This is a genomic window from Brevundimonas sp. DW-iso22, assembly GCF_058725425.1.
On record NZ_JBZXEB010000007.1, the window covers coordinates 16,298 to 41,684 of the forward strand.

The following is a 25,387-nucleotide window of genomic DNA, read 5'->3' on the forward strand; positions in this document are numbered from 1 at the left end:
ACCTTCTCCCTCAGGGAGAAGGATATCAGCGCAGTGTTTCCCAGCTCAACGCATGCACCCGGTCTCGCCCTAATGCGGCAGCCAGAGGCGCTTCGGTAAACAGCCCCGCTATCGCCGCGTCCCGCACATCCAGCCCGCCGGTGAACGCCCCGAAAGCCGGCAGCACAGCCCGGCGGCCATCCGTCACGAAGCAAGGGCGGCGCACGCTGCGTCGATAGGCGACGATGCGGGCGGCGGGGTGGAGGTGGCCGGCGATCTCGCCGGGCTGGACGCCACCCTGGGGTTCATGGATCAGGCGCAGTGAACCGAGGTTCATGGTCTGGATCACCTCGCCAGGCAGGGCATCGACCGATCCCGCCAGCGCCCCGATATCGTGATTGCCCTCCAGCCAGATCCAGTCGCGGCCCTTGGCCAGGCGGTCCAGTCGCTCCCGGTCGCCCAGAGCCATGCGCCCGATCGAGGCGGCGTCGTGGAAGCTGTCGCCCAGCAGCACCACCGAGGCGGGTTGCAGGGCCTCGATCTCCATCTCCAGCCGGTCCAGCGTGGCCGAGCTGTCATAGGGCGGCAGCATCTGGCCGCGCGCGGCGAAGGCCGAACCCTTCTCCAGATGCAGGTCCGCCGCGATCAGGGTCCGATGGTTGATGACCCACAGCGCTCCGGAGCAGCGCAGGACGCAGGGTTCACCCTCGATCAACACGCGAAGGCCACCACACGGATGCCGGGCCGGCGACAGGGTCTGGCGCAGGGCGGCGTTCATCGTGCGCCCTCCATCGCCGCCGGGGCTCCTTCCATGACCTCGGCCACCAGGGCCTCCAGCCCGAACTCGTGGGCGGTCTCGTCCAGGATCATCTCGGCCGCGCCACCGCCAACGCGTTCTCGCCCGATCTGGACCAGGACCGGCACGCTGAACGGCGAGGCCCGCTCCAGCGCGATGGGCCGGATGCGCCCCTGGATGCGGGTCAGCAACTGACCCAGCCGCGCGACGTCCAGCAGCCCCGAGGCCGCATCGGCGCGGGCGGTCTTCAGCAGCAGGTGGTCGGGTTGGTGGCGGCGCAGCACGTCGTAGATCAGGTCGGTGGAAAAGGTCACCTGCCGGCCCGTCTTCTCGGTCCCCGGCTGGCGTCGTTCGATCAAGCCCGAGATCAGGGCGCAATTGCGGAAGGTGCGCTTCATCATGAAGCTCTCTTCCAGCCAACTCTCCAGATCGTCGCCCAGCATGTCCGGCTCGAACAGGGCGTTCAGGTCCAGTCCGTCCATCGGCTTGATGGACCAGATGGCCAGGGCATAGTCCGTAACGACAAACCCCAGCGGCCCGACCCCCAGCCGGTCCAGCCGCCGCGTCAGCAGCATGCACAGGGTCGAATGGGCCAGGTTGCCCTCGAACGGATAGGCCACCATGAAATGCCGCGAGCCGCGCGGGAAGGTCTCGACCAGCATGGTCTCCTTGTCCGGCACGACCGAGCGTTCTTCCTGCAGCGCCAGCCATTCCTGCACATCGGGCGGCAGGACGCGCCAATGATCGCGGTCTTGGATCATGTCGCGGACGCGGGCGGCCAGCGAGGTCGACATCGGAAACTTCGACCCACCCCACGACGGGATCTTGGGGTCCTTGTCCTGGGCATAGGTCACGAGGGCGTCGGTGCCGGTGATCCCTTGGAACGCCCAGACCTGACCGGCAAACACGAAGGTGTCGCCGGGCGTCAGCTGTTCGAAATACCATTCCTCGGCCTCGCCGACCTTGCGCCCCCCCATCAATTGTTTGGCCGCCCCGCCGCGCCGCGAGGCCACGCGGATGTTCAGCGTCCCGGCCGAGACGATGGCCCCGACGTTCATCCGATGCCGCTGGGCCGTCTGGGCGTTGCGGACCTTCCATTTGCCGTCGCGCGTCCGCACGATCCGCGCGAACCGCTCATAGGTGCGCAGGGCATAGCCGCCGGTGGCGACCAGATCGACGACCTCCTCGAACTGCTCCCAGGTCAGGTTGCGATAGGGGCCGCAGGCCGTGACCTCGGCATAGAGGTCTTCCAGCGCGAACGGTTCTGAGCAGGCGCAACCCATGACGTGCTGGGCCAGGGTGTCCAGCGTGCCGGTGTGCACCGGCTCCCAGTCGAAGGTGTTCTCGGCCACCGCCTCACGCGCGGCCTGGCATTCCAGCATCTCGAACCGGCTGGCCGGCACCATCAGGGCGCGGCTGGGCTCGTCCAGGCGGTGGTTGGCCCGGCCGATCCGCTGGACCAGGCGGCTGGCCCCCTTGGGTGCCGCCATCTGGATGACCAGATCGACGTCGCCCCAGTCGATGCCGAGGTCCAGCGTGGAGGTGCAGACCACGGCTCTCAGATCGCCCCGCGCCATCGCCGCCTCGACCTTGCGTCTCTGCTCGGCGGCCAGCGAGCCGTGGTGAAGCGCGATGGGCAGGTTATCGTCGTTGATGGCCCACAGCTGCTGGAAGACGAACTCCGACTGCCAGCGGGTGTTGACGAAGATCAGGCTCATCCCCGCGTGTTTGATCGCCTCATAGACCTCGGGGATGGCGTGCTGGCCGGTATGCCCGGCCCAGGGGACGCGGCCGTCGGAGATCAGGACGTCCACCACCGGTGGGGCACCGGGGTCGCCGGTGACGATGGTCACCGAGTTGTCTCCAGCAGGAGCCAGCCAGTCCGCGATCATCGCCGGATCGTCCACGGTCGCGCTCAAGGCCACCCTTCGCATCCCCGGCGCGAACTGTTGCAGCCGCCCCAGCCCCAGGGACAGCAAGTCCCCGCGCTTGCCGCTCCAGATCGCATGCACCTCGTCCAGCACGACGCATTTCAGGTCGGCGAAATAGTCCCGTGCCCCGTCCCAGGCACAGAACAGGGCCAGCTGCTCGGGCGTGGTCAGCAGGATGTCCGGCGGGTTCTCGCGCTGGCGCTGCTTCTTGGACTGTTTGGTGTCGCCGGTGCGGCTCTCGACATGAATGTTCAGCCCGATCTCTCGGATCGGCGTCATCAGATTGCGCTCCACATCGGTGGTCAGCGCCTTCAGCGGCGACAGATAGAGCGTATGCACCCCGCTACCCGGCCCGAATGCGGGACGCGGCCCGCGCTCGGCCAGATCGATCAGACTGGGCAGGAACCCGGCCAGCGTCTTGCCGCCGCCGGTCGGGGCCACCAGCAACGCGTGTGCCCCCGCCTGACCCGCCGCGATCATCTCCAGCTGATGCCGCCGAGGCACCCAGCCGCGCTTCGCGAACCAGTCGGCGAAGAGGGGAGGAAGCGTCGTCACCCGCCGTACCGCGCGCCTTCGCAGTAGCCGCCTTCGGCCCAGCGCCCCCCCGAGTCGAGACAATAATCGATCGCCGCAGACTCGGAGCCCAAGAACCACCGCGCTCCAGCTATCACCGCAAGAAATAGAAGCGTGGCGATAATGACGATCCGCTTCAGCCGCTTGCGTTGTGAGCTGGGAAGGTTCGCCATGAATACGAAATAGAGCACGATCACTGTCTGCGCCAGATGTTCCCGTTCCGTTTCACGTCCCGAACCGCTATCTGTTGACGGTGACCCTCGACTCGCCTCTTTCCCGCACGGCCCCCACCGGCACAGAACCGTGGCTCGACCTGCCGCCCGCCTTGGCCGTGCCGCCTGGCGCTGGGGCGATCTGCGACGACAGCGGCCCGCGCAGGATCGGGCGGGGGGGGGCCGAGGGGGCGTTCACCACCAGCCCTGTCATGGTCGCCCATGCCAGTCTGACGGCGCGGCGTCTGGGGATTGCGCCGCCCGCCCGATCCGACGACCTGCTGGATGTGCTGGAGCTGTTCGCCTTCGTCCGGCCCGCGCGGTTCTGTGCGCCTTCGCCCAGTGGCCTGGCGCTTGCCATGGGGATGAGCGAGCCGAGGGGGGCGGAGGCGCAGGCTCAGGCGCTGATGGACGCCGCCGATGGCCTGCTGCGTGAACTGGCCGATCCGGCCTATCCGGGGCGGGAAGAGGCCTTCACCCTGGCCGAAACGCTATCACGCGCGGGCTGGAGCTGGGCGTCGCGGGTGACCGGGGCCTTGGCTCATCAGCCGATCCGCGATCGCGCCCATCGCGGTACGGGTCTGGACGCCTGGTCGCGCCTGCCGGAGTGGGAGGACGAGGCTCCGCGCGGCGAGGCCGGGTCCGCACCGGTCGATTCCGAATCCGCCCGCATCCGTCTCGAAAAACTGCTTCAGGCGTCCGGCCTGGACGAGACGCGCCCGACCCAGTCCGACTATGCGGCTGAGGCGGCCTATGCCTTTTCGCCGCGCAATGAGGAGGGTCGCCCTCGCGTCCTGCTGGCCGAGGCGGGGACCGGCACCGGCAAGACCCTGGGCTATCTGGCCCCCGCCAGCCTGTGGGCCGAGCGCAATCAGGGGGCGGCCTGGGTCTCGACCTATACCCGCGCCCTGCAACGCCAGATCGACCGCGAGAGCGCCGCCCTGTGGCCCGATCCCGCCGAGCGCAAGCGCAAGGCCGTGGTTCGCAAGGGACGCGAGAACTACCTGTGTCTGCTCAATCTTCAGGACATGATGCAGGCGGCCCAGCTAGGCAATGGCGACCTGATCGGCATGGCCCTGGTCAGCCGCTGGGCGATGCACAGCCGCGACGGCGACATGAGCGGGGGGGACTATCCCGGCTGGCTGCCTGGCCTGTTCGCCACCGCCCCCAGCGATCAGGCCAGTGCCGCCAATCTGGTCGACCGACGCGGCGAATGCGTCCATGCGGCCTGTCCCCACTACCGCACCTGCTTTGTCGAGAAGACCATCCGCGCCAGCCGCCGTGCCGACCTAGTGGTCGCCAACCACGCCCTGGTCATGACCCAGGCCGCCTTCGACGGGGCCCGCTCGGCGCGCGGCCTGAAACAGGACGGCGAGACCACCGCCCTGAAGCGCATCGTCTTCGACGAGGGCCACCACCTGTTCGACGCGGCCGACAGCGCCTTTTCCGCCTGCCTGTCCGGTCAGGAGGCCGCCGAGCTGCGCCGCTGGCTGCGCGGGCCGGAGGGGCGCGGGCGGCGCGGGCGCGGGCTGGAGCAACGGCTGGGCGACCTGTGTGCCGACAATGCCGAGGCGACCAAGGCACTTCAGGACGCCGTCCGGGCCGCCGCCCAACTGCCCGGTGAAGGGGTCTCGGGCCGCATCGCGCCTGCATCCGGCGAGGTCAATCCGATCGGACCGATCGAGCGGTTTCTGGTCGCGGCGCTGGAGCAGCTTCGCGCCCGGACCAGCGAGCAGTCCGGGCCAAGCGGCACCGAGTTCGGCATGGAGTGTTCCTTGCGCCCCGTGACCGACCCCGTGCTGGAGACGGCACGCGAGGCGGCCAGGGCCCTCGCCGATGTCGAGGCCCCGCTGCTGGCCCTGTCGCGACATCTGGAAGACATTCTGGACGACGAGGCCGCCGAGTTGGATGGGGCGGCGCGGGCGCGGATCGAGGGGGCACTGCGCGGGCTGGACCGCCGCGCTCGCATGACCCTGCCCGGCTGGCGCTCCATGCTGGCGGCGCTGGAGGTATCGTCGGACGAACCGGACCCCGATTTCCTGGACTGGCTGTCGGCCGAGGCCGCGTTCGGGCGCATCACCGACGTGGCCCTGCGCCGCCACTGGATCGATCCGACCGTGCCGCTGGAGGCTGCGGTCATCATGCCGTCGCACGGGGTGCTGGTGACCTCGGCGACGCTGTCCGATCCCCTGTCGGACGATCCGTTCGACATGGCCCGGCTGCGCACCGGCGCGGCTCGCCTGATCGAACCGGCCCGGACGCTGAAGGTCGAGAGCCCCTTCGACTATGCGACCAATACCCGGGTCATCGTCGTCAACGACCTGGTCAAGGACGACACCCGCCAGACGGCGGCGGCGATGCGGGAACTCTTCCTGGCGGCCGGTGGCGGGGGCCTGGGCCTGTTCACCGCCATCCGCCGGTTGAAGGCGGTCTACGAGCGGCTGGGACCCGACCTGGCCAAGGCGGGCATCCCGCTCTACGCCCAGCATGTCGATCCGCTGGAGGTGGGGGCCCTGGTCGACGTCTTCCGAGCCGAGCGGGACAGCTGCCTGTTGGGCACAGACGCCGTGCGTGACGGGGTGGATGTACCGGGCCGCAGCCTGCGCATCCTCGCCTTCGACCGCGTGCCGTGGCCACGCCCCGACCTGCTGCACAAGGCGCGGCGCGCGCGGTTTGGCGGCGGGCCCCAGGCGCGCAGCTTCGACGACGCCCTGGCGCGCGCCAAGATGGCCCAAGCCTTCGGTCGCCTGATCCGGCGCGCCGACGACAAGGGCGTCTTCGTCATGCTGGACGCCGCCGCCCCCACCCGCCTGTTCGCCAGCCTGCCGCCGGGCTGCGAGGTTCTGCGGATGGGTCTGGCCGAGGCGGTGGAACTCGTCAGCGGTTTTCTACCTGCCGACGAAGCGCTTTAGACAGATGTCAGCCGAACAGGGTCGTGCCGAAAACGGCAGCCATGGCGACGGCACCGCCGACGATGGCAACCACTGCACCAGCCACAAAGGCGGCCCAGGTGCGGGCCGCACGCTTGCGGCGGAAGGCACCGGTCTTGACCGAACGCAGCAGGACCATGGGCTTCTTGCCGAAGGCTTCGGACCCGGTGATGTTGTGCTGGGACATGGACGCGCTCCCTCTCAAATGGACGAACCGCGACCCAAGCGGGTCAGACAAGGCGAAACAAAGGCGAACGGGGTTCACAAACCATTCTGTGATCGGATGAACGGCGAAACTGAAGCATTTATGGAGGAGGCAAATTCAATACTTCACCCAGTGCCATTGCCCCCCAGCCAGTACAAAACGCGGCAGCGAACACTGCAGTCCCCAGCAGGACTTTGCGAGTGAACCCTTTGTGCTCATCCCGTGTGCGAAAGCGTGCGAACCACATTGGCATGAAGTGCCAGAAGGCCCACGCCCAGCCTAAGAGGCCGATAACCCAAGCAGCAATGAACACCAGTTGCAGGAGATCTCTAACGAAGATCACGGATCTGTCTGGCGTCATCACCTTGGGTCCAGACGTTCGCCCTACAGCGTCACCGGCACCCGCCGCCCGCCGCGCGTCTGGACCCGCTGCATCAGGACGATGGGGTCGCCGCCTGCGCTGACCGTGGCAATAACGAACCACTCGCCGTCCGGCAGGCCCGCATAGGCGAAGCGGTTGTTGGCGCAGGTCGCCTGGCGCACATAAGAGCGATAGTCCCCGTTCGGATCGGGCACATTGCGCGACCGCACGACGGAGGCCGGAAGCGCCGCACGATCCGTCGAACCGTACAGGATCTGGAACCGGTGACGGGTGTAGGGCGTAACGGGCGTCAGCACGACCGAGCCGGTGCAGGCAAAGGCCTGTCCGTCCCGGCGATAGTCGACACGTCCGTCGATAGAGGCCGGTCCCGAGCGTTCCGACCATGCAAAGTCAGCGGCACTGAAGGTCGAGGACATGGCCCCGCCATAGCCCCCACCGATCGGCGTGGTGGCGCAGGCGGCCAGAGTTCCGGCGGCGGCGAGGGCGATCATGGAACGGGCGAACGGCTTGAAGGCGGACATGGGCGGGTCTCCGTAAGCGTACGACTGGGTTGGCGCACAGAAGGCCCAAAGGGGTCGAAGGTCAAGGTTGCGGCCCGCCTTTCGCTGGGTCAAAAGCGGGCATCAGTCCGGCGTCAGACCGGACAGCAGGGACAGCCCATGAGCGTAACTTTCGATGACATCCTGGCCGCCCGCGACCGCATCGCCGGCCAGGTCGACCGCACCCCTGTGCGCCATTCGCGCCGTCTGTCGCAGCTGACCGGGGCCGAGGTCTGGGTCAAGTTCGACAATCTGCATTTCACCGGCAGCTTCAAGGAACGCGGGGCCTTGAACCGCTTGCTTCAGCTGACGCCGGACGAACGCAGGCGCGGCGTCGTGGCCGCCAGCGCGGGCAACCATGCCCAGGCCCTGGCCTATCATGGCGGGCGGCTGGGCATTCCGGTGACCATAGTCATGCCGGAGGGTACGCCCTTCGTGAAGGCCGATGGCACGCGGGCGCATGGGGCCACGGTGGTCATCAAGGGGCTGGATTTCACCGGCTCCACCGAAGAGGCGCACCGCCTGCGCGACGAGAAGGGCTATGTCTTCATCTCGGCCTTCGACGACGAAGGCATCGTGACCGGCCAAGGTGTCTGTGCCGTGGAATTCCTGGAAGACGCGCCTGATCTGGACGCCCTGATCATCCCCATCGGCGGTGGCGGCCTGATCGCGGGCTGCGCTGTGGCGGCCAAGGCTATGAAGCCGGATATCCGCATCTTCGGCGTCGAGGCGGCCATGTACCCCTCCTTTACGGCCAAACGCCGCGGCGAGACCCCGAAGTGCAGTGGTCAGACGATTGCAGAGGGCATCGCCATCAAGGCCGTGGGCGACATTCCCTTTGAAATCGCCGACCCGCTGATCGAAGACGTTCTGGTCTGTCAGGAGGCGGATTTCGAGACCGCCGTCTCCTACTACGCCACGCTGGAAAAGACGGTGGCCGAGGGCGCGGGCGCGGGTGGTCTGGCAGCCATGCTGGCCTATCCCGAGAAGTTCAAAGGCATGAAGGTCGGGCTGGTCCTGTGCGGAGGCAATATCGATGCGCGCATGCTGGCCGTGGTGCTGAACCGCGAACTGGTGCGCGAGAAGCGGCTGATCGTCTATCGCATCCTGGGCGACGACCGCCCCGGCATGCTGTCCAAGATGAGCGCGGTCATCGGCGGCCTGGGCGGCAACATCATCGACGTGGTCCACAACCGCCTGGCGCTGGATGTGCCGGCCAAGGGGGCGGAGTTCGACATCATGGTCGAGACGCGCGGCGCGGCGCATGCCGACGAGATCAGACAGGGACTTGAGGAGGCCGGTTATGCACTACGGATGGGCTAGGCCACTGGCCGTCATCGGAATGCTCGCGGCATTGTCCGCCTGCAACCGCGGCGAGGAAACGCCACCGGTCGATCCCGCCATCGCCGAGGCCGAGGCTTTCATGGTCGACAACGCCAAGGCCGACGGAATCCAGAGCACGCCGTCCGGCATCCAGTACAAGGTCCTGAAGTCCGGCCCGGCCGGCGGCGAAAGCCCCGACAGCAACGATCTGGTCAGCGTCCACTATGAGGGCACATTGACCGACGGCACGGTGTTCGACAGCTCCTACCAGCGCGGCATACCGGCGGTCTTCACCCTCAATGAGGTCGTGCCCGGCTGGACCGAGATCGTGCAGCGGATGAAGGTCGGTGACGAATGGCTGGTCTATATCCCGCCCGAGCTGGGCTATGGAGCGCGGTCGTCGGGGCAGATTCCGCCGAACTCGGTGCTGGTCTTCCGCATGGAGCTGCTGGCCATGGATAGGGTGCCGGGCGAGGCTCCACCTCGCAGCGCGGCGATGGGATAAAGCTGCCCTCCCGGTCGCAGACGGAATTGGCTAGAAGCGTCACATGACATCCGCCCCCCTTCCCGATGCCGGTTCGAACTGGGTGGACCAGCATGCGCCGGAGGGACTGAAGCCGTGGCTTAAGCTGGGGCGATTCGACCGGCCCATCGGCATCTGGCTTCTGCTGCTGCCGGGCTGGCAGGGGATTGCGCTGGCCTTGGGCCAATATCGCAAGACACCGGACCTTTATGACGCCTGGCTGGTGGCCGGATTTGCCATTGGAGCCTGTCTGATGCGGGCGGCCGGCTGCGCATTCAATGACATTGTGGACCGCGAGATCGACGCCCAGGTGGCGCGGACGGCTCAGCGGCCGATCCCGTCTGGCCGGATCAGGGTCCGGCAAGCCTGGGCTTTCGTGATCGGCTGCAGTCTGATCAGCCTGCTGATCCTGCTGACCCTGAACTTGACAGCCGTTCTGCTCGGCGTCGGATCGCTTGCGCTGGTCGCGGCCTATCCCTTTATGAAGCGGATCACCTGGTGGCCGCAGGCCTGGCTGGGTCTGACCTTCAACTGGGGCGCGCTGATGGGATTTGCAGCAGCGACGAGCAGTTTCGGCTGGTTAGCGATGCTCAATCACTGGGGCGCTGGTGGCGAGCTTGAGTATTTCCACTTGGATGGGGGTCGGCCTGGCCTGATCACCGCCGCAGCCGTCCTCCTCTACCTCGGCGGCGTGTTCTGGACCCTCGGTTACGACACAATCTATGCGCTTCAGGACATCGAGGACGACGCCATGGTCGGGGTGAAGTCCTCGGCGCGACGGCTGGGCGGCAATGTCAGAGACGGCGTCAGCCTCTTCTATGCACTGGCCGTTCTCTTTGCCGGTCTGGCGGGCGCGTTCGCAGGGCTCGGCCCCCTATTCTGGATGGGCCTGACGGCCTATGCAATTCATCTGGCATGGCAGACGCGGCGGGTGCGGGCCGAAGACGGCGCACTGGCCTTACGGCTGTTCCGATCCAATCGCGAGACAGGGTTCGTCCTGCTGATCGCCATTATTCTGGGTGCCGTATGGCCCATGTAAGGAGTTTCACATGAAGACCGTCCGCGCCCTGATCCTGACCGCCGCCGTCGCCGCGACCGTCGCCGCCTGCAACCGCGACCGCGAGACCGCGCCGGACGCCCCGGCACCAGACGCCGCTCCGGTCGTGGCCCCCGCCTCTGCTGCGGCCCCCATGAGCTTCGACAGCGAAACCCCCTATGCCAACGTCAAGCTGACCCTGCCCGACGCCATCAAGAGCCAGCCCGACCTGCACGCCAGTCTGTATGCCGGTGAGGTCCGCACCCTGCGCCAGTTTATCGAGGGCGCGCAGGGCGAACGCACCGAGGCCGGCTTCGATGAGGATCGCCCCCCCTATGAGAAGACCGTGACCGTCACCGCTGCGGGCGAGACCGGCGGCCTGCTCAGCCTCAAGCGCGTGGACTTCGACTATTCCGGCGGCGCCCACCCCAATACGCTGGCCAGCGGCCTGCTGTGGGACAAGACGGCCAAGCGGCAGATTTCCGGCACTGCCCTGTTCCGTACGGGAGCCGACATGACGGCGCTGGACCGCGCCCTGTGCGCCGCCCTGAACACGGCCAAGACGGCCCGGTCGCCGGGCAGCGCGCCTGTGACGCTGACCGGTTCCGACTGGTCCTGCCCCCGTGCATCAGCGACCCCCTTCGTACTGACCGGTGGATCGGTGCCGGGCAAGGCGGCGGGGCTGACGTTTCTAGTCGGCCCCTATCAGATCGGCCCCTATTCCGACGGGGCCTATGAGATCGCCCTGCCCGCCTCAACGTTCCGTACCCTGCTGGCTCCTCAATGGGCCGGGGAGTTCGCAGGCGATCTGAGCCGCGCGGGGGACGTCACCCCCACGCGGTAGGCGGTCATTCGGCCAGGAACCGATCCACGATGGCAGCGAAGCGCTCCGGCTGGTCGGCCATGATGAAATGGCGGCTGTCGTCGACCCGCTCCAGATGGACGCCCGGCAAGGTGGCGTATTCGCGGGTCCAGAGGCCGTCAGCCATGGCGGCAGGCGCACCGCCATTCGCATCCGAGGCATAGATCGCCCAGACCGGCGTGGTCATATTGGCCAGGGCCGGGCGCGCGTCCGTCGTCATGACTTCGCGGATGGCGGAGGCCAGGGCCTGACGATCAGAAGCCATGGACCAATCGACCATGGCGGAGCGGGTCGCAGGATCGCGGGCCAATCCCACGGCGCCTTGTGCCTGACCAGCCCGGAAGGCGTCGGCATCGGGGTTCAGCATGCTTTGCGCGGCCTGATCGGCGAACGGACGCGCCATCTCGGCCGTGACCTGTGGTCCGAACAGGGCGCTGAAGAAGGGCAGGCTGTCGACGCTCATGACCCGCCCGACCAGATCGGGATGCGCCTGTGCCAGCAGTATGCCGCTCAGCCCGCCCATCGAATGGCCGATGACGGCGGGCTTCTCCAGCCCTGTGTCGCGGATGTAGCGCGCCAGCTCCTCGATCATCGGCGCGACGAAGGGACCGTCGGCGTGGGTCCAGGGTTCGCCTGCGAAACCGGCCAGCTGGACCAGATGCATCCGGTGCGTAGCCTTCAACCGGTCCGCCTCGGTTCGCCAGACCTCGCGAGAGGAGGCGAAGCCGGGGATCAGGATGACGTCAGGGCCGGACCCGACCACCTCGACCGACATCCGGTCAGAATCAAAGGCAGGGGCTGCGACAGCGTCCGGTGCCTGAGCGAAGGCCTGCCCTACACCGACAGCGAAACAGGGGGCGCAGACGGCCAGTCCGAACAGGGCAGCACGCAGCCGGGGCCGCGCCTTGAAGAAGGCGTTCAACATATCAGTCTCCAGTTTTGAGGGTTGTCGCCGGCCTCAGCCGTGCGGGTTTTCGAAGATGTCTTCCACCGGCCGCTCGAACAGCACGGCGATGCGGTAGGCGAGGTCCAGCGAGGGGTCGTGCTTCTCGGTCTCCAGAGCATTGACCGCCTGGCGTGAGACCCCCAGCGCCTGACCCAGCTGTTCCTGGGTCCAGTTGCGCTCGACCCTCAGGAGTTTGAGGCGGTTCTTCATCCGTTGCTGGCCTTGATGAAGGGCGATACCGCGCCAAAGCTGGCCCAGAACAGCGGATAGATCAGCCAGGCGGGAATATGCGGTGCCGCCGCGAAACTCTCGGCAAAGCCCCAGAAGGTCGCCAGGGCCATGGCGATCCCGGCCGAGACGATGAATTGTTTGGCCGTCACCGCCCGAACGAATTCGTCGCTATCACGGATGAGGCTCAGCGTAGCCCAGATCTGACCGATGATCGGCGCGGACACGGCGGCGGCCAGGACCCATCCTGCGGGCTTTCCTATCACCTCGTCGAAGACGTCCGTCGCCATCATCGAAATGCAGACCAGCATATAGGGGATCATGAAGGCGAAGGTGCGCAACACATATCGACGGTGCGCCGCCGTCCCGCCCCTGGTCCAGACACTCAACATGACAGCCTCTCCTGACTTTGTGTAAGGCTCACCTTACATCAGCCATTTGTCATGTCAACCTGACTTTTCGTCAGGACGGCCTGACGTCGAGGGGATGGCCTTCGTACGCTTCGATCATGCTGACGACGAGGTCTGGAGGAGCCGTCTTTCCCGTCAGGGTGTCGACGCGGACATAGGTCAGGGCCACGTCCGCGATCAGCGTATCGTCTCGCCACATGGCAATCACGAACAGCAAACTGGTCCGCCCGCGATGGGCCACCCGCACCCCTATCGCAAGTTCATCATCAAACCGGGCCGACTGACGAAAGTTGACGTTGGCATTGGCGACGAACAGGTCCGACACATCAGCCCCGAACGCCCCGATGGCCCGCAAATATTCCGTTCCCGCCACGTCGGCGAACACCAGATAGTTGGGATTGAACACCACCCCTTGGGCATCCACCTCGCCCCACCGGACCCGCAGGTCATGAAAGAAGCGGAACTGGGCGCGTTCAGGCCGATCGTGCATTCAGGCTCTCCGTGACCCGTCCAGAATGACAAGCCACGGCCGGTGGTCAACACCCTCGACCGCCGCCCTAGTGCGCCGTCGCTGTCGGCAGATGGGCCTTGTCATGACGGCCGACCTTGTCGATCAGGGTCCGGCCGGCGGCGTTCATGCCGATGACCTCGACCTCGGCTCCTTGGCGGCGATAGCGGAAGACGACCTTGTCCACTGCGGCGACCCCGGTCAGGTCCCACAGATGGGCCTGCGTCATGTCGATCTCGACGTGGGTCGGATGGCCATGATGCTCGAAGGCGGCGGCAAAGACATCGGCGGAGGCAAAGAACAGATTGCCGGTCACCCGATAGCGCAGTCGACCTTCCTCCGGTGTCTCGATCTCCTCGACCAGGACGGTCTTGCCCACCTTGCGCATGAAGAAGATGGCCGACAGCACCACGCCCAGCACCACGCCCTTAGACAGGTCGTGGGTGATCACCACCGTCGCAGTGGTGGCGATCATCACGATGGAGGACTGGATCGGGGTAGAGCGCAGCTTCATCACCGAACCCCAGTCGAAGGTCCCGACCGAGACCATGATCATGACGGCCACCAGGGCCGCCATCGGGATCCGCGCCACCCAGTCCTGCAGCACCAGGATCAAGAACAGCAGAAACAGCCCAGCCCACAGGGTCGATAGTCGCCCGCGCGCACCGCTGGTCACATTGATGATCGACTGACCGATCATCGCGCAGCCCGCCATGCCGCCGAACAGGGACGAGGCGATGTTGGCGATGCCCTGGCCGCGCGTCTCGCGGTCCTTGTCCGACGGCGTGTCGGTGATATCGTCCAGCAGGTTGGCGGTCAGCAGGCTCTCCAGCAGGCCGACGAAGGCCAGGGTCGCAGATACCGGCGCGATGATCATCAGCGTCTCCCAAGTCAGGGGCACGGACGGGATGTGGAACATCGGCAGGGTCGACGGCATCTGGCCCATGTCGCCGACCGTGCGAACATCCAGCCCGCTCCAGATCACGAAGGCGCTCAGGGCCACGATGGCGATCAGCGGCGAGGGGATGGCCTTGGTAATGCGCGGCACGCCGTAGATGATGGCCAGCGCCACAGCCACGAGGGCAAAAGTCTGCCAGTTGGCCCCGATCAGTTCGGGCATCTGGGCCAGGAAGATCAATATGGCCAGGGAGTTGACGAAGCCGGTCATGACGCTGCGCGACACGAACTTGATGTACCGGCCCAGCTTGAACAGGCCGATGATGATCTGGAACACGCCGGTCAGAAGGGAGGCGGCAAACAGAAACTCCAGCCCGTGGTCACGCACCAGGGTGACCATCAGAAGCGCCATGGCCCCGGTGGCCGCGGAGATCATGGCGGGTCGCCCCCCCACGAAGGCGATGGTCACGGCGATCACGAAGCTGGCGTAAAGTCCCACCGCCGGATCGACCCCGGCGATGATCGAAAAGGCGATGGCCTCCGGGATCAGGGCCAGGGCCACGACGGTGCCCGCCAGCAGATCGCGGCGGGGATTGGCGAGCCATTGCTGGCGCGCGGAAGCGAGGATGGTCATTCGGTCCCGGTCAGTCTCATAACGGACCGGCGCAGTGCGCTTCGTGTCCGTTCAGGTTTCCCGAGGGATCGGCGCCCGGGATAGCCACCCGATCAAGCCGGGTCCTTGTGACGCCTTCGCAGATGCAGCAAAAGACCGAACTTGGCAAGGACCGACGACTTCATGACGATCGCCGACCCCGTGGCCTTCATCCGCGACAACACCCGCGTACAGACGGTGCCGCATGCGCCGGAAATCTCGCTGTGGCTGGCGGACGAGGTGACGCCGATCTGGCGACTGACCGAGGAAGCGCTGGAACAGATTGGACTGCCGCCCCCTTTCTGGGCCTTTGCCTGGTCGGGCGGACAGGGGCTGGCGCGGTGGTTGCTGGACAATCCGCAGGAGGTCGCGGGAAAGAGGGTTCTGGACTTTGCCACGGGGTCGGGCCTGGTCGGCATCGCAGCGATGAAAGCCGGCGCGGCATCTGTCCTTTGTGCCGACATCGACGCATTCTGCGAGGCGGCGGTGTCGTTGAACACGGAGTTGAACGACGTCGAGGCCGCGTTCACGGTTGAGAATCTGCTGGACGCCCCCGCGCCCGATGTTGATGTGATCTGCGCGGGCGACGTCTTCTATGAAAAGCCCATGGCAGAGCGCGTTCTGGTCTGGCTGAGCGAGGCGCAGGGGCGCGGCATCCGTGTGCTGGTCGGCGATCCGATCCGGACCTATTTTCCCGAGAGCGGCTTCGACCTGTTGGCCGAATATCAGGTGCCGACGACGCGCGAACTGGAAGACATGGCGGTCAAGCGCACGCGGGTTTGGGCGCTGAGCCCGCACTGACACGTCCTTCCAGCGGCTCCGCTTGGTGTCCGGGCCGGTCAGGATCATATTCAGCTCATGAAGCGTCTGTTGATCCTCCCTGCCCTGTTCGGCGTCACGGTGACAGGCGCAGCTCAGGCTCAGACCCCGCCGCCCGCTTGGCAGGTCCGCCCCGGCGCGCCAGCCATCGATGCCCAGCGCTATCGCGCGGACCAGAACCGGATGGAGATGGACCGTCTGCGGCTTCAGGCCGATCAGCGTCGGCTGGAGGCGCAGCTGGGCCAGATGGAGGCGCAGATCGCCCGCGACCGCATCGTCTCCGCGCGCCAGCCCGAGCCGGTTCAACCCGCGCCCCTGCCCGCCTTGCGCACCCCGGAACAGGAACGCGCAATGCGACAGGCCGCGGAACAGCGTCGCCGGTCGGATGCAGAGGCTGTGGGCCAGATCGACAGCTGGCTGGACCGCCCCTTGCCCTGAACAGCGCGATCGCACTGCATCCCTTCCCTGACTGCGGCGTTCCGGCCTAGCTTGGGCCATTGAGGGCTTCGGGGACGAGGGAGAACGAGCATGCGGTGGCAGGGCGGACGGCGTGGCGGCAACATCGATGACCGGCGCGGCATGGGCGGCGGCGTTGCTGTTGGCGGTCTGGGCATCGGCGGTCTGGTGATCGCCGCCATCGGCTATTTCGTGTTCGGTATCGACCCCTCCACGACCCAGCAGATCACCAGCCAGCTAGGCGGGGCCACCGCCTCCAGCGAACAGGGCCAGGCGGGCAGTCCCGAGGACCAGGCCGGTCAGTTCGTCGATGTCATCGGTACAAACATCGACGACGTCTGGCGCACCAAGATGGAAGGCTACCAGCCTCCCACCGTCGTCCTTTACGAAGGCGGTACGGGCACGGCCTGCGGCACCGGACAGGCCGCCATGGGCCCCTTCTACTGTCCCGCCGACCAGCAGGTCTATCTGGACCTGTCCTTCTGGCAGGAGCTGGAGACGTCCCTGGGCGGCTCGGGTGCCGAGTTCGCACGAGCCTATGTCATCGCCCACGAATACGGCCACCACGTCCAGACTCTGACGGGGACGTCTCAAGCGGCTCGGCGCGCGCAGCAACAGGCGCGGGGTCAGGCCGAAGCCAACCGCTATTCGGTGGCGCTGGAGCTTCAGGCGGACTGCTATGCCGGAATGTGGGCCCGAAATGCCTCGGCCGTGTCCAATGGTCAGGTGGCCGTTGAGGCAGGTGATCTGGAAGAAGGCATGCGCACGGCCTCGGCCATCGGAGACGACAATCTGCAACGACGCAGCGGTCGCGCGGTCCAGCCCGACGGCTTCACCCACGGCTCCTCGGCCCAGCGGGTCGCCGCCCTGCGTCGTGGCTATGAGACGGGCGATCCGGCCGCCTGCGATATTGACGGCATGGTCTGATCAGGACGAACGAAACGGCCCACCACACCCGCTGGTCCGAGCTCTAGTAGACGTCGCGACGATACCGTCCCGCTTCGCTTAGGGCCAGTAAACCCTCGCTGCCCAGCACCGCCTGTAGTGCTTCATGCACGCCCGCCGCCATGCCGTTCAGACTGCCGCAAACCATGATCGTGGCTCCCCGTTCGATCCAGTTAGCAACATCTGTCCCATGCTCATCGATCAAAGCCTGAACATAGCGGCCGTCATCTGCATCCCGCGAAAACGTGCGCTCCAGACGCGTCAAAAGACCCGACGCCAAGGCAGCCTGCAGCTCATCATCCAGCAGGGCGTCATGAGCGCGGGTACGCTCGCCGAACATCAGCCAGTTGCCGCCGTGAGCCCTCCCTTCACGTGCCCTCAGATGTGCTCGCAGACCCGCCAGGCCCGTGCCATTTCCGATCAGGATCAGCGGAACATCGACACCGGGCCCGTGAAAACTGCGGTTGGTCCGAATGCGCATGCCGATCTCGCCGCCGATTACGAGGTCGCCTGTTAGCCAACCGGAGCCCAGTCCCGGTGTCCCATCCGGCGCGATCATGCGGCGCACGACAAGGACGGCCTGACCTTCTGAGGGGAGAGACGCAACCGAGTATTCGCGGGAAAGAGCCGCATGGCTCTGGCGCGTTGGCAGGCCGATCTCCGCGATGTCACCGGCGACCCAGGCCGGCGCATGATCGATCGGTTCAAGAATGAGCCGCCAGGTTTCCCCGCCCGGGCTGCCGGGGTTCAAGTGAGTGCGATCAACTAACCTCCACCGATCATAGGCAGGCGGCGTCCAGTCCGTCTGGACGGCATGGCCGGTCAGCAGGCCAAGCTGATGCTGCCAGTGCCGGATCGCGCCAGTCTCTCCGTTGTCGACCTCGACCGTGTCGAACAGTCGGCTCGCGCCCGAGGCCTGTAGCCATCCGTCCAGCGCCCGGCCAAAACCGCAGAACCCGGCATACGTCCGGTCGCCCAACGCCAGCAGCCCGTAGCGCAGGCCGGAGAGGTCGGCGGGCGTGCTCATCTGCTTGCGTACAAACCAGGACATACTGTCGGGAGCATCCCCCTCGCCCGTTGTAGAGGCCACGATCAAGACCTGACCCACGCGTCGCAACTCCGCCGCGTCGACGTCGCCCAGTAGCACGACGCGCGTGGATGTCCCGGCCTCGGATAGACTGCGCGCGGTCATCCAGGCCAGTTCCTCCGCCAGCCCCGTCTGGCTGGCAAAGGCGACCAGCACGTCGGCCTGACCCTCTGTGGGGGCTAGGGCTGTAGCCTTGGCGGTGTCTCTGCTGCGAGCCAGTCTGCGCGCGACGACCACGGCGGCTATGACGGCCAACCAAAGCGCGACCGCCACGGCGGCCCACAGCCAGCGGACGGGATCGGCAGTCACTCCGCGCCCTCTTCCATCATGGCGATCATGGCGGGGCTGAGGTGTTCGGTCATGCCCTCGGCAGTTCGCACGATGAACAGGGCCGCCAGATCGGTGGCCTCGGCATAGGCGGGGCCATCCACTGGCCCCATGACCATCAGCGCTGTGGCCAGGGCGTCGGCGCGCATCGCGGTGTCGGCAAAGACGCTGACCGATGCCAGGCCGTGGGTCAGGGGCCGACCCGTACGACCGTCCAGCGTATGGCCATAGGTCTGGCCGAAGACATTGAAGCGACGGACCCAATCTCCGGAGGTGGCCACCGCAATGTCGAAAAGGGCCGCAAGTGTGCGTGGGCCCGGCGCGCCGGGCGCGGCCTGAAGTTCGCTCCACCAGGGACGGGCATCGGGCTTGACGCCCGCGCCCCGCAGCTCGCCGCCGATCTCCACCAGATGCGAGGTCGCACCCAGCGCCGTCAGCCGTTCGGAGACGCGGTCCACAGCATGGCCCTTGGCGATTCCGGACAGGTCCAGCTTCATGCCGCCGACCTGCTGCACCGCCCGCGCCTCGCGGTTCAGCCGCAAAGACCGCCAGCCGCTGACGGACAGGGCAGCCGCGATCTCCTCATCGCTCGGCAGGCCGGTGCGCGGGCCGGGCGGACCGAAGCCCCATAGATCGACCAGCGCCCCCAGCGTCGGATCGACCGCGCCGTCGGTGTCGTCGGCCAGGTCCATGGCCGCGTTCAGCACGGACCAGAACGGTTCGGACACAGCCCAGAAGCCTGCCGGAGCCGCATTCCAGCGCGACAGTTCCGACGTCGGGTCCCAATGGCTGAACAGGGCGATGATTTGCGCCAGTTCATCATCGATCGATGCTTGAAGCTCTGCACGCGTGCGACCGGTCGGCGCGACCAGACGCACCGACCAATCGGTGCCCATGCTCTGGCCCGCGAAGTCCCAGATCGTCCGGCCGGGCGGTCGCGAGGGAAGGCGGCCGTGGATCGGGATCAGGACGCGGTTGCCCGCGTCGCTCGGCATTGCGTCAGTCAGGGCAGCACTTCCACGACGCCGTTGTACTGGGCGCTGGCAGCCATCTGATCGCCCTGGGCGGGCGTCCGGACCGAGGCATTCATCCAGTACATGCCGGCCTCTGGCCAGGTGACGGTGAAGCTGCCGTCGGCGCCGGTCTTGACCGTCATCTCCTCGGGATTGTCGCGATAGCGGGTGCCGCCGCGTGCGATGGTGACGTCCAGATCGGCGGCGGGTTGGCCGTCGCGCACCAGTTTGAAGGTCGCGGCCTCACCGGCCACCAGGTCGTTGGGATGGGTCACGGGAACCAGCTCAATCCCCTTGCCGGTTGGAGCCAGGGCCGTCGTGCTCGGCGCACCCAGGGTCACGAAGGTTTCGATCCGGCTGTCGGAGCGGGTGGCCGACACATCGGTCGCGCCCGCCGGGATGGCCGCGGCCATCTCGACCTCCGTGCCGCGCCAGCGCTTCTGCTCGCCGTTTTCCTTGTAGCTCACCACGACGCCGCTCATGACATTGGCCACGCGCCAGGTGCCGGCTTGGGTCAGATGCAGGTCGAACGACGAGCGATAGCGGGCCCGCATCATGTTCTCGGGCGCAGCGGTCGAGCCGTCCGGGGCAGTGATGACCAGCCCGGCCAGATTCATCGCGGCATGGTCGGGGATGAAGACCCCGTTGGACATGCCCGCATCGAACCCGACCCAGGCGTCGGAGCCCGACAGGACGGTGGCGGTCGGGGCCAGCCAGGCGCGGTGAGCCTGGGCGGTGAGCGGCGCGGCCAGGGCGGCCAAGGCAGCCCCAATGGCGAGAGTGCGAGCGATCGACTTCTTCATGACGGTCCTTCCTGATTAGCGGGTGACGGTGACGCTGACCGCGCCCAGTTCGGTGGAGCCGGTAGCCCGGGCCGTATTGGCCCCGCCCCAGCGGAAGGGCACGCGCACGACTTCGCGTCCGCCCAGTTCGCGGGCGGCCTCGACGACCATGACATACTGACCGGCAGGCAGATCACGCAGGCGTGCACCTGGCAGGCTCACGGTGTGACGGCCAGGGGCCTTGGTGGCACTGGAGATGCCGTCGGCGGGCATGGTCATGGCGCGACCCCCGCGCCGCCACCAGGTCCGCATGTCCTTCAGCCAGTCCTTGCCGTCGCCCTCGTTATTGGCGGTCTGCTGATACCAGACGGCCAGTGTCCGCACGGCGATATTGTCCGGTCGCTCGATCCATACGGCCACATAGGGGCGGTGATAGGAGGCGCCCGACAGGCGCGGAATCTCGACCGACACATTCAGGTCGGCCGCCAAGGCCGGTCCGGCGACGGCGGTCGCGGCGGTAGCAGCCAGAACGGGCAGGGCGTGTGCGAGGGTGAGCTTGCGCATGGGCGAATGTCCGGTGAGCGGTCAGTGAATGAAGATGAGGGCGATGACGACGGGGATCAGCAGACCAAGCCCCAGCAACGGCCAGGTCGAGGGCCTCTGACGCGCATGCAGCCAGGTCAGGCCGCAACCGGTGACCGCAAAAACGATGCACGCCACGGCAAACACATCGATGAACCAGAACCAGACCGCCCCGGTGTTGCGCCCCTTGTGCAGGTCGTTGAGATAGGCGACCCAGCCTCGGGTCGTCCGCTCATGCACCGCCTCGCCCGTCGCGCGGTCGATCGTCAGCCACCCGTCGCCGCCCGGCTCGGCCAGGGCGACGTAGACTTCGTCCGGCGTCGTCTCGGTCGGGCGACCAGAGATGGAGACCTTCAGCGCTTCGGAGGCCCAGCGGGCGACGGCGTCGGGCACGGGATCGGTCGTCTCTTCCGGAAAGGCCTCCAGCCGCTCGACCAGGGGCGCGGGCAGGGTGGCGGTCTGTTCGGACACGACTGGCGTGGCCGGGATCGAGGCCGCGTGGTTCAGGGTGATGCCGGTGACTGCGAACAGGAACAGGCCGACCAGGCTGATCGCCGCCGAAATCCAATGCCACTGATGCAACTGCTTCAGCCAGAACGACCGTTTGGCGTTCAGGGCGGCTTTGGGCTTGGCAGGGGCTGCGGCGGTATCGGTCACCAGCGTTATTTGCCGAAAGTGAGAACCATTTGCAAGTGGGGGTCTGTGAGCCCTCTAACGCGCCAGTCTGATCCCGACGCGCAGCGTCTGCGGCGGGCCGAATGAGGCGACGCCCGTTCCCGTCTCGGCCACCTCGACATCGGCGTTGAACAGATTGTCGGCGGCCAACCAGAAAGTGGCCGACGGCGACGCCGCCCATTCCACACGCGCATCGACCGTCGCCGCGGCCTCGAGCACCCTGCTGTTCAGATCGTCCTCGAACCGGCGGCTCTCCCAGCGTGCGTCGGCGGCAAGGGTCAGGCGATCCATCGGCGACCATTCCAGCCCGGCCGTCGCGCTCCAGATCGGAGCCTGGGCCGGACGCAGGTCCGTCAGCTGCGCCGCCGCCGGGCCGCCGTCGACCCGCGCATCCGTGGCCGACACGGCCCCTCGCAGGGACAGAGTCTCGCTCAAGGCCAAGCGCCCGTCGACCTCCAGCCCCGTCGCCTCGATGGTCCCCGCATTCTGGCGCTGGCGCAGCACCCCGCCCGCCGGGACGAAGCCCGCGCGGGGGAAGGTGCCGGGCCCCTGGCCGATGGTGACGTTGACGATGGCGTCCTCGATCCGGTTCCAGAAGACGGTGGCCGACAGGGACGCGTTCTCCCCGCTCCATCCCCAACCGCCCTCCACGCCGGTCAGACGTTCGGGCTCCAGCGCCGCATTGGCCTCGGTCAGGTCGTTGCCGACGCGGAACGGTCGGTGCAGCTCGTTCAGGGTCGCGGGACGAAACCCGCTGTAGGCCGCCGCGCGTAAAGTCTGCCCGCCGCCCAGATCGCGCCTTATGCCCAGACGGGCACTGACCACCTCGCCCGACCGGTCCGGATCTGTCTCGTCCAGCGTCGGCAAACCCGTCGCCCGATCACGCTCGAACCGTCTTCCGTTGCTTGTGGACCAGCGGTCGTAGCGCAGGCCACCGGCAACCAGCCAAGGCCCCGAGGTCCATGACCCGTCGCCATAGAGCCCCGCCACCGTCGTCTCGCCGCCCGCGATCCGGTCACGCGTGAAAGCGCCGTTCATGTAGCGGAACCGCTCGCGCGTCTCGCCCTCGGCCAGCCGCGCATCCGCCCCGACCTCCCACTCCAGCCGCCCGCCGAAACCGGCATCCCCGATCCCGCGCAAGGCCGCGTTCACGCCCCAGCCGGTGGCAGGCGTCTCGAACTGATCGTTGGCGGGCGTCGTCGTGGCCCGGTCCGCCGAGACGGCCACGGAGGTATTGGCCAGATCGCTCTCCCGACGCCAGGCCTGCAACCGCCAGCCCGGCCGGTCGATCATCGGGGCTGTCGCCGCCGTCACGCTGAGGCTGTTGCCCGACGCTGTCGCCCGCGCCCCGGCCAGCCCCGAGCCGCGCTCTTCCTCGAAGGTCGAGGCGCGAAACGAGACCGTCGCAGCGCCCACCGGCACATCGGCCCGCAAAGCCGCGCTTTTCACCTCAAGATCGAGCGCCGTATCCGCCGCACCGGCCGCATCGCCACGCACCGGCACATAGCCGTCGCTGGTCTCATACAGGGCCGAGCCGACAAGCTGCACCGGCCCCAGCATCGCAACGCCCGCACCCGCTGCCCGCGCGCCGCCACGCTCGGCCAGCGACACATCCAGCACCGACCCACTGTCCCGCTCACGCAAGGCGATCACCCCCGTCAGCGCTCCGGCTCCATAAGGTCCCGCGCCCGCCCCGCGCACGATATCGAGACCGGACAGGCTTTCGGTCGGCACCTGGGACCAGATCACCCAGCCCCCGAAAGGATCGTTCAAAGGCACACCGTCCAGCGTCACCAGCGTTCGCCCGGCACCTGACGGCGCGATCGCCCGTAGTGATATGCCCTGGGTCGTCGGATTTGCCGCAAGGCTGGTCGTGCGCCGGAACAGCGACACGGCCGGAACCTGGGCCAGGGCCTCGTCCAGCCGCGCCTGATCCGAAAGATCGCCGACAGTCAGTCGCGTTACCGAAAATGCGGCTTCACTGGCGGCGGGAGGCAGCCGGGCGGCGGTGACCACCACCTCTGGCAACTGGGATACGGCGGGCGGAGGGGGAGGAGGAAGCTGGATCATTGCCCGCGACAATACCGCAAAGGCAAAGGGGTTGCGTGGCCCAAGACGAGTTAGGCCGCGTCAGAGCGACCCGCCCGGAACTTCAGGCCGCCCGCGATACCTCGGCGGCGACAGGCGTCAGGGCGCGTCGGATAGCCGCCAGAAGCACATCCGGCTGAATGGGTTTCTGAACAACGCCGTTCATGCCTGCCGCCAGATATTCGATTTCGTCACGCGGATCGGCATTCGCTGTCAGGGCGACGATGGGGATCAAGGCCTGCGTTGCGCCCGACGCCCTGATGGCGCGTGTCGCCTGCACGCCGTCCATGACCGGCATCTTCACATCCATCAGGACCAGGTCGAAGGGCCGCAGACCCACGCTTTCAAGGGCCTGCGCCCCGTCCTCGGCCGTTTCGTGCGTGCAGCCGAACATCTCCAGCAACTTGCCCGCGACGAACCGATTGGTGGCGTTGTCGTCGACCACCAGAACATGCAAGGTCTCGTGCGGCGTCGGTTCAGGCACCGCCTCAACCGCGCCGCGCATTTCCGGCCCGGCGCAGGGCAGGTCGAGTTCAAAGCGGAAGCGTGCACCACCCTGCGGCGATCGCTCCACAGCCAGCGCGCCCTGCATCCGCTCGACGATCTGGCGACAGATAGCCAGCCCCAGACCCGCTCCCGCCCCCTCGCGACCGGCCTTGCCTGTGTTGAAGGGCTGGAAGATGGTTCGCGCGGTCGCTTCGTCGATACCCGGGCCACTGTCGTCTATCGTTCCCGTCAATCCAACCACGCCATCGCGCCAGGCGCTGGCCAGATGGACGGAGACCTCACCGGCTCGGGTGAACTTCAAGGCGTTGCCGATCAGATTGTTGAGCAACTGCTTCAGCCGCATCTCGTCGCCCATGACCCAGTCATGACCGGTTGTGTCACAGCGAATACTCAGGATCAGGCCTTTCTCCTGGGCCCGAGGTGTCCACAGGGCAGCCAGATCCGCAGCGATGCCGTCGATGTGGACGGGCGCGGTCTCGAAACTCATCAGCCCGGCCTCGGCCCTGGACATGTCCAGAGCATCGGTCAGCAGTCGCAGCAGGCTGTGGCCCGAATCCAGAATGGTCCGCGCATAGGGCCGCATCGTCTCCTGGGTCAGCTCACGCTCCATCAGGGCGGCCACACCCAGTACGCCGTTCAGGGGCGTGCGGATCTCATGGCTCATCACGGCCAGAAACTCGGACTTGGCACGGCTGGAGGCGCGAGCCTCGGCCTCGGCGCGAACCAGGTCCTGGGCCAGTTCGCTCATGGCCTCTGCCCGGCGTTTGTGGATGGCGCTGCCGGCCTGAAGCACATGCACCCCCGCGCCGACGCCCAGATATCGGCCCGCCCGTGTGACCACGAAACCGTTCAGCAGCCCGCCCAGATTGGCCGCATCTATACTTTCGAACAGGATTTCTGCGTCTGCATCGGCGTCCAGCACGCGCGGACTAGCATCCATAAAGATCGATGCCGGGCGGCGGGCATACAGGGCGCGCCCGAACTCGGCGGCCATCTTCAGGGTAAAGGCATTGCGCTCGATAAGGCCCATCGGCCGCATCTCTTCATCGACAACAGCGATAACCAGAGTGTCCGCCTCACGCTGAAAGCGGTCGAAGACTTCGGCGCCGGGCGTGTCGGGGCCCACGGGGGGCGCGACGCTGGCAAAGTCTCCGATCCGGGCCATACGCTACTC

Annotated in this window: 25 protein-coding genes and 1 other annotated feature; of the genes, 8 read left to right on the forward strand and 17 right to left on the reverse strand. The window is 67.1% G+C overall.

All coding sequences use genetic code 11. The features are described 5' to 3' along the window. Positions 1-25 precede the first annotated feature (25 nt). The 3 genes from pdeM to AC4PRM_RS12455 form a co-directional block, all read right to left on the reverse strand. Positions 26-757, reverse strand: coding sequence for a ligase-associated DNA damage response endonuclease PdeM (pdeM, locus tag AC4PRM_RS12445; protein WP_492040108.1), 732 nt, complete (start codon positions 755-757; stop codon positions 26-28). Next, the gene (locus AC4PRM_RS12450; RefSeq protein ID WP_492040293.1) at positions 754-3,186 is read right to left on the reverse strand and encodes a ligase-associated DNA damage response DEXH box helicase; all 2,433 of its coding nucleotides are present in this window, start codon (positions 3,184-3,186) and stop codon (positions 754-756) included. Before AC4PRM_RS12450 ends, pdeM begins: the two co-directional genes overlap by 4 nt. A gap of 71 nt (positions 3,187-3,257) precedes the next feature. After that, positions 3,258-3,476, reverse strand: a complete 219-nt coding sequence (locus tag AC4PRM_RS12455) for a hypothetical protein (RefSeq protein WP_492040109.1) — start codon at positions 3,474-3,476, stop codon at positions 3,258-3,260. Positions 3,477-3,703: 227 nt separating this feature from the next. On the opposite strand from AC4PRM_RS12455, the gene AC4PRM_RS12460 reads away from it, so the two are divergent. Then, the gene (locus tag AC4PRM_RS12460; protein WP_492040294.1) at positions 3,704-6,403 is read left to right on the forward strand and encodes an ATP-dependent DNA helicase; all 2,700 of its coding nucleotides are present in this window, start codon (positions 3,704-3,706) and stop codon (positions 6,401-6,403) included. A gap of 7 nt (positions 6,404-6,410) precedes the next feature. Here AC4PRM_RS12460 and AC4PRM_RS12465 read toward each other — a convergent pair whose 3' ends face one another. Together AC4PRM_RS12465 and AC4PRM_RS12470 are read right to left on the reverse strand one after the other, a co-directional pair. Beyond that, entirely contained in the window at positions 6,411-6,608 is a 198-nt protein-coding gene (locus AC4PRM_RS12465; protein ID WP_492040110.1) for a hypothetical protein, read from the reverse strand. A 402-nt stretch (positions 6,609-7,010) separates the two neighbouring features. Next, positions 7,011-7,529, reverse strand: a complete 519-nt coding sequence (locus tag AC4PRM_RS12470) for a hypothetical protein (protein WP_492040111.1) — start codon at positions 7,527-7,529, stop codon at positions 7,011-7,013. A 138-nt stretch (positions 7,530-7,667) separates the two neighbouring features. Between AC4PRM_RS12470 and AC4PRM_RS12475 the strand changes: the two genes are divergently transcribed. The 4 genes from AC4PRM_RS12475 to AC4PRM_RS12490 are packed head-to-tail and all read left to right on the forward strand — an operon-like array spanning position 7,668 to position 11,273. Then, a complete protein-coding gene (locus AC4PRM_RS12475; RefSeq protein ID WP_492040112.1) occupies positions 7,668-8,870 on the forward strand; it encodes a threonine ammonia-lyase in 1,203 nt (400 codons plus the stop codon). Continuing rightward, positions 8,851-9,375, forward strand: coding sequence for a BamJ family beta-barrel-assembly machinery protein (gene bamJ / locus AC4PRM_RS12480; RefSeq protein ID WP_492040113.1), 525 nt, complete (start codon positions 8,851-8,853; stop codon positions 9,373-9,375). The genes AC4PRM_RS12475 and bamJ overlap by 20 nt, the downstream gene beginning before the upstream one ends. A 43-nt stretch (positions 9,376-9,418) precedes the next feature. After that, positions 9,419-10,432, forward strand: coding sequence for a UbiA family prenyltransferase (locus tag AC4PRM_RS12485; RefSeq protein ID WP_492040114.1), 1,014 nt, complete (start codon positions 9,419-9,421; stop codon positions 10,430-10,432). A 10-nt stretch (positions 10,433-10,442) separates the two neighbouring features. Beyond that, positions 10,443-11,273 (forward strand): DUF3298 and DUF4163 domain-containing protein, encoded by an 831-nt coding sequence (locus AC4PRM_RS12490; protein WP_492040115.1) that lies wholly within the window; start codon positions 10,443-10,445, stop codon positions 11,271-11,273. 4 nt (positions 11,274-11,277) lie between these two features. On the opposite strand, the gene AC4PRM_RS12495 is transcribed toward AC4PRM_RS12490, so the two are convergent. From AC4PRM_RS12495 to AC4PRM_RS12515, 5 genes are all read right to left on the reverse strand, one after another. Then, positions 11,278-12,216, reverse strand: a complete 939-nt coding sequence (locus AC4PRM_RS12495; RefSeq protein WP_492040116.1) for an alpha/beta fold hydrolase — start codon at positions 12,214-12,216, stop codon at positions 11,278-11,280. Between the two features lie 33 nt (positions 12,217-12,249). Further along, the gene (locus tag AC4PRM_RS12500; protein ID WP_373256239.1) at positions 12,250-12,447 is read right to left on the reverse strand and encodes a helix-turn-helix transcriptional regulator; all 198 of its coding nucleotides are present in this window, start codon (positions 12,445-12,447) and stop codon (positions 12,250-12,252) included. After that, positions 12,444-12,857, reverse strand: coding sequence for a hypothetical protein (locus AC4PRM_RS12505; RefSeq protein WP_492040117.1), 414 nt, complete (start codon positions 12,855-12,857; stop codon positions 12,444-12,446). Before AC4PRM_RS12505 ends, AC4PRM_RS12500 begins: the two co-directional genes overlap by 4 nt. A gap of 70 nt (positions 12,858-12,927) precedes the next feature. Beyond that, positions 12,928-13,365 (reverse strand): acyl-CoA thioesterase, encoded by a 438-nt coding sequence (locus AC4PRM_RS12510; RefSeq protein WP_492040118.1) that lies wholly within the window; start codon positions 13,363-13,365, stop codon positions 12,928-12,930. A gap of 67 nt (positions 13,366-13,432) precedes the next feature. Beyond that, entirely contained in the window at positions 13,433-14,914 is a 1,482-nt protein-coding gene (locus AC4PRM_RS12515; protein WP_492040119.1) for a SulP family inorganic anion transporter, read from the reverse strand. Between the two features lie 54 nt (positions 14,915-14,968). After that, positions 14,969-15,022, reverse strand: a sequence feature (sul1 is cis-regulatory element that is thought to sense ions involved in sulfur or methionine metabolism; They are found in Alphaproteobacteria). A 54-nt stretch (positions 15,023-15,076) separates the two neighbouring features. Between AC4PRM_RS12515 and AC4PRM_RS12520 the strand changes: the two genes are divergently transcribed. From AC4PRM_RS12520 to ypfJ, 3 genes are all read left to right on the forward strand, one after another. Beyond that, positions 15,077-15,733 (forward strand): class I SAM-dependent methyltransferase, encoded by a 657-nt coding sequence (locus AC4PRM_RS12520; RefSeq protein ID WP_373256242.1) that lies wholly within the window; start codon positions 15,077-15,079, stop codon positions 15,731-15,733. A gap of 57 nt (positions 15,734-15,790) precedes the next feature. Continuing rightward, positions 15,791-16,189, forward strand: coding sequence for a hypothetical protein (locus AC4PRM_RS12525; protein WP_492040120.1), 399 nt, complete (start codon positions 15,791-15,793; stop codon positions 16,187-16,189). Positions 16,190-16,279: 90 nt separating this feature from the next. Beyond that, positions 16,280-17,134 carry a KPN_02809 family neutral zinc metallopeptidase gene (ypfJ, locus tag AC4PRM_RS12530; protein WP_373256246.1) on the forward strand — a complete coding sequence of 285 codons (855 nt, stop codon included), beginning with the start codon at positions 16,280-16,282 and terminating at the stop codon, positions 17,132-17,134. Positions 17,135-17,177: 43 nt separating this feature from the next. Here the strand turns inward: ypfJ and AC4PRM_RS12535 are convergent, their stop codons facing one another. The 7 genes from AC4PRM_RS12535 to AC4PRM_RS12565 form a co-directional block, all read right to left on the reverse strand. Next, the gene (locus AC4PRM_RS12535) at positions 17,178-18,548 is read right to left on the reverse strand and encodes a sulfite reductase subunit alpha (RefSeq protein WP_373256247.1); all 1,371 of its coding nucleotides are present in this window, start codon (positions 18,546-18,548) and stop codon (positions 17,178-17,180) included. Further along, positions 18,545-19,561 (reverse strand): FAD:protein FMN transferase, encoded by a 1,017-nt coding sequence (locus AC4PRM_RS12540; RefSeq protein ID WP_492040121.1) that lies wholly within the window; start codon positions 19,559-19,561, stop codon positions 18,545-18,547. Before AC4PRM_RS12540 ends, AC4PRM_RS12535 begins: the two co-directional genes overlap by 4 nt. 8 nt (positions 19,562-19,569) lie before the next feature. Next, the gene (locus AC4PRM_RS12545; protein WP_492040122.1) at positions 19,570-20,382 is read right to left on the reverse strand and encodes a DUF4198 domain-containing protein; all 813 of its coding nucleotides are present in this window, start codon (positions 20,380-20,382) and stop codon (positions 19,570-19,572) included. Between the two features lie 15 nt (positions 20,383-20,397). Then, positions 20,398-20,925 carry a DUF2271 domain-containing protein gene (locus tag AC4PRM_RS12550; protein ID WP_492040123.1) on the reverse strand — a complete coding sequence of 176 codons (528 nt, stop codon included), beginning with the start codon at positions 20,923-20,925 and terminating at the stop codon, positions 20,398-20,400. Between the two features lie 21 nt (positions 20,926-20,946). Then, the gene (locus tag AC4PRM_RS12555) at positions 20,947-21,600 is read right to left on the reverse strand and encodes a PepSY-associated TM helix domain-containing protein (RefSeq protein WP_492040124.1); all 654 of its coding nucleotides are present in this window, start codon (positions 21,598-21,600) and stop codon (positions 20,947-20,949) included. Positions 21,601-21,654: 54 nt separating this feature from the next. Next, the gene (locus AC4PRM_RS12560; protein ID WP_492040125.1) at positions 21,655-23,688 is read right to left on the reverse strand and encodes a TonB-dependent receptor; all 2,034 of its coding nucleotides are present in this window, start codon (positions 23,686-23,688) and stop codon (positions 21,655-21,657) included. 82 nt (positions 23,689-23,770) lie between these two features. Then, complete coding sequence (locus tag AC4PRM_RS12565; protein WP_492040126.1) at positions 23,771-25,378, reverse strand: ATP-binding protein; 1,608 nt, start codon at positions 25,376-25,378, stop codon at positions 23,771-23,773. Positions 25,379-25,387: the final 9 nt, after the last annotated feature.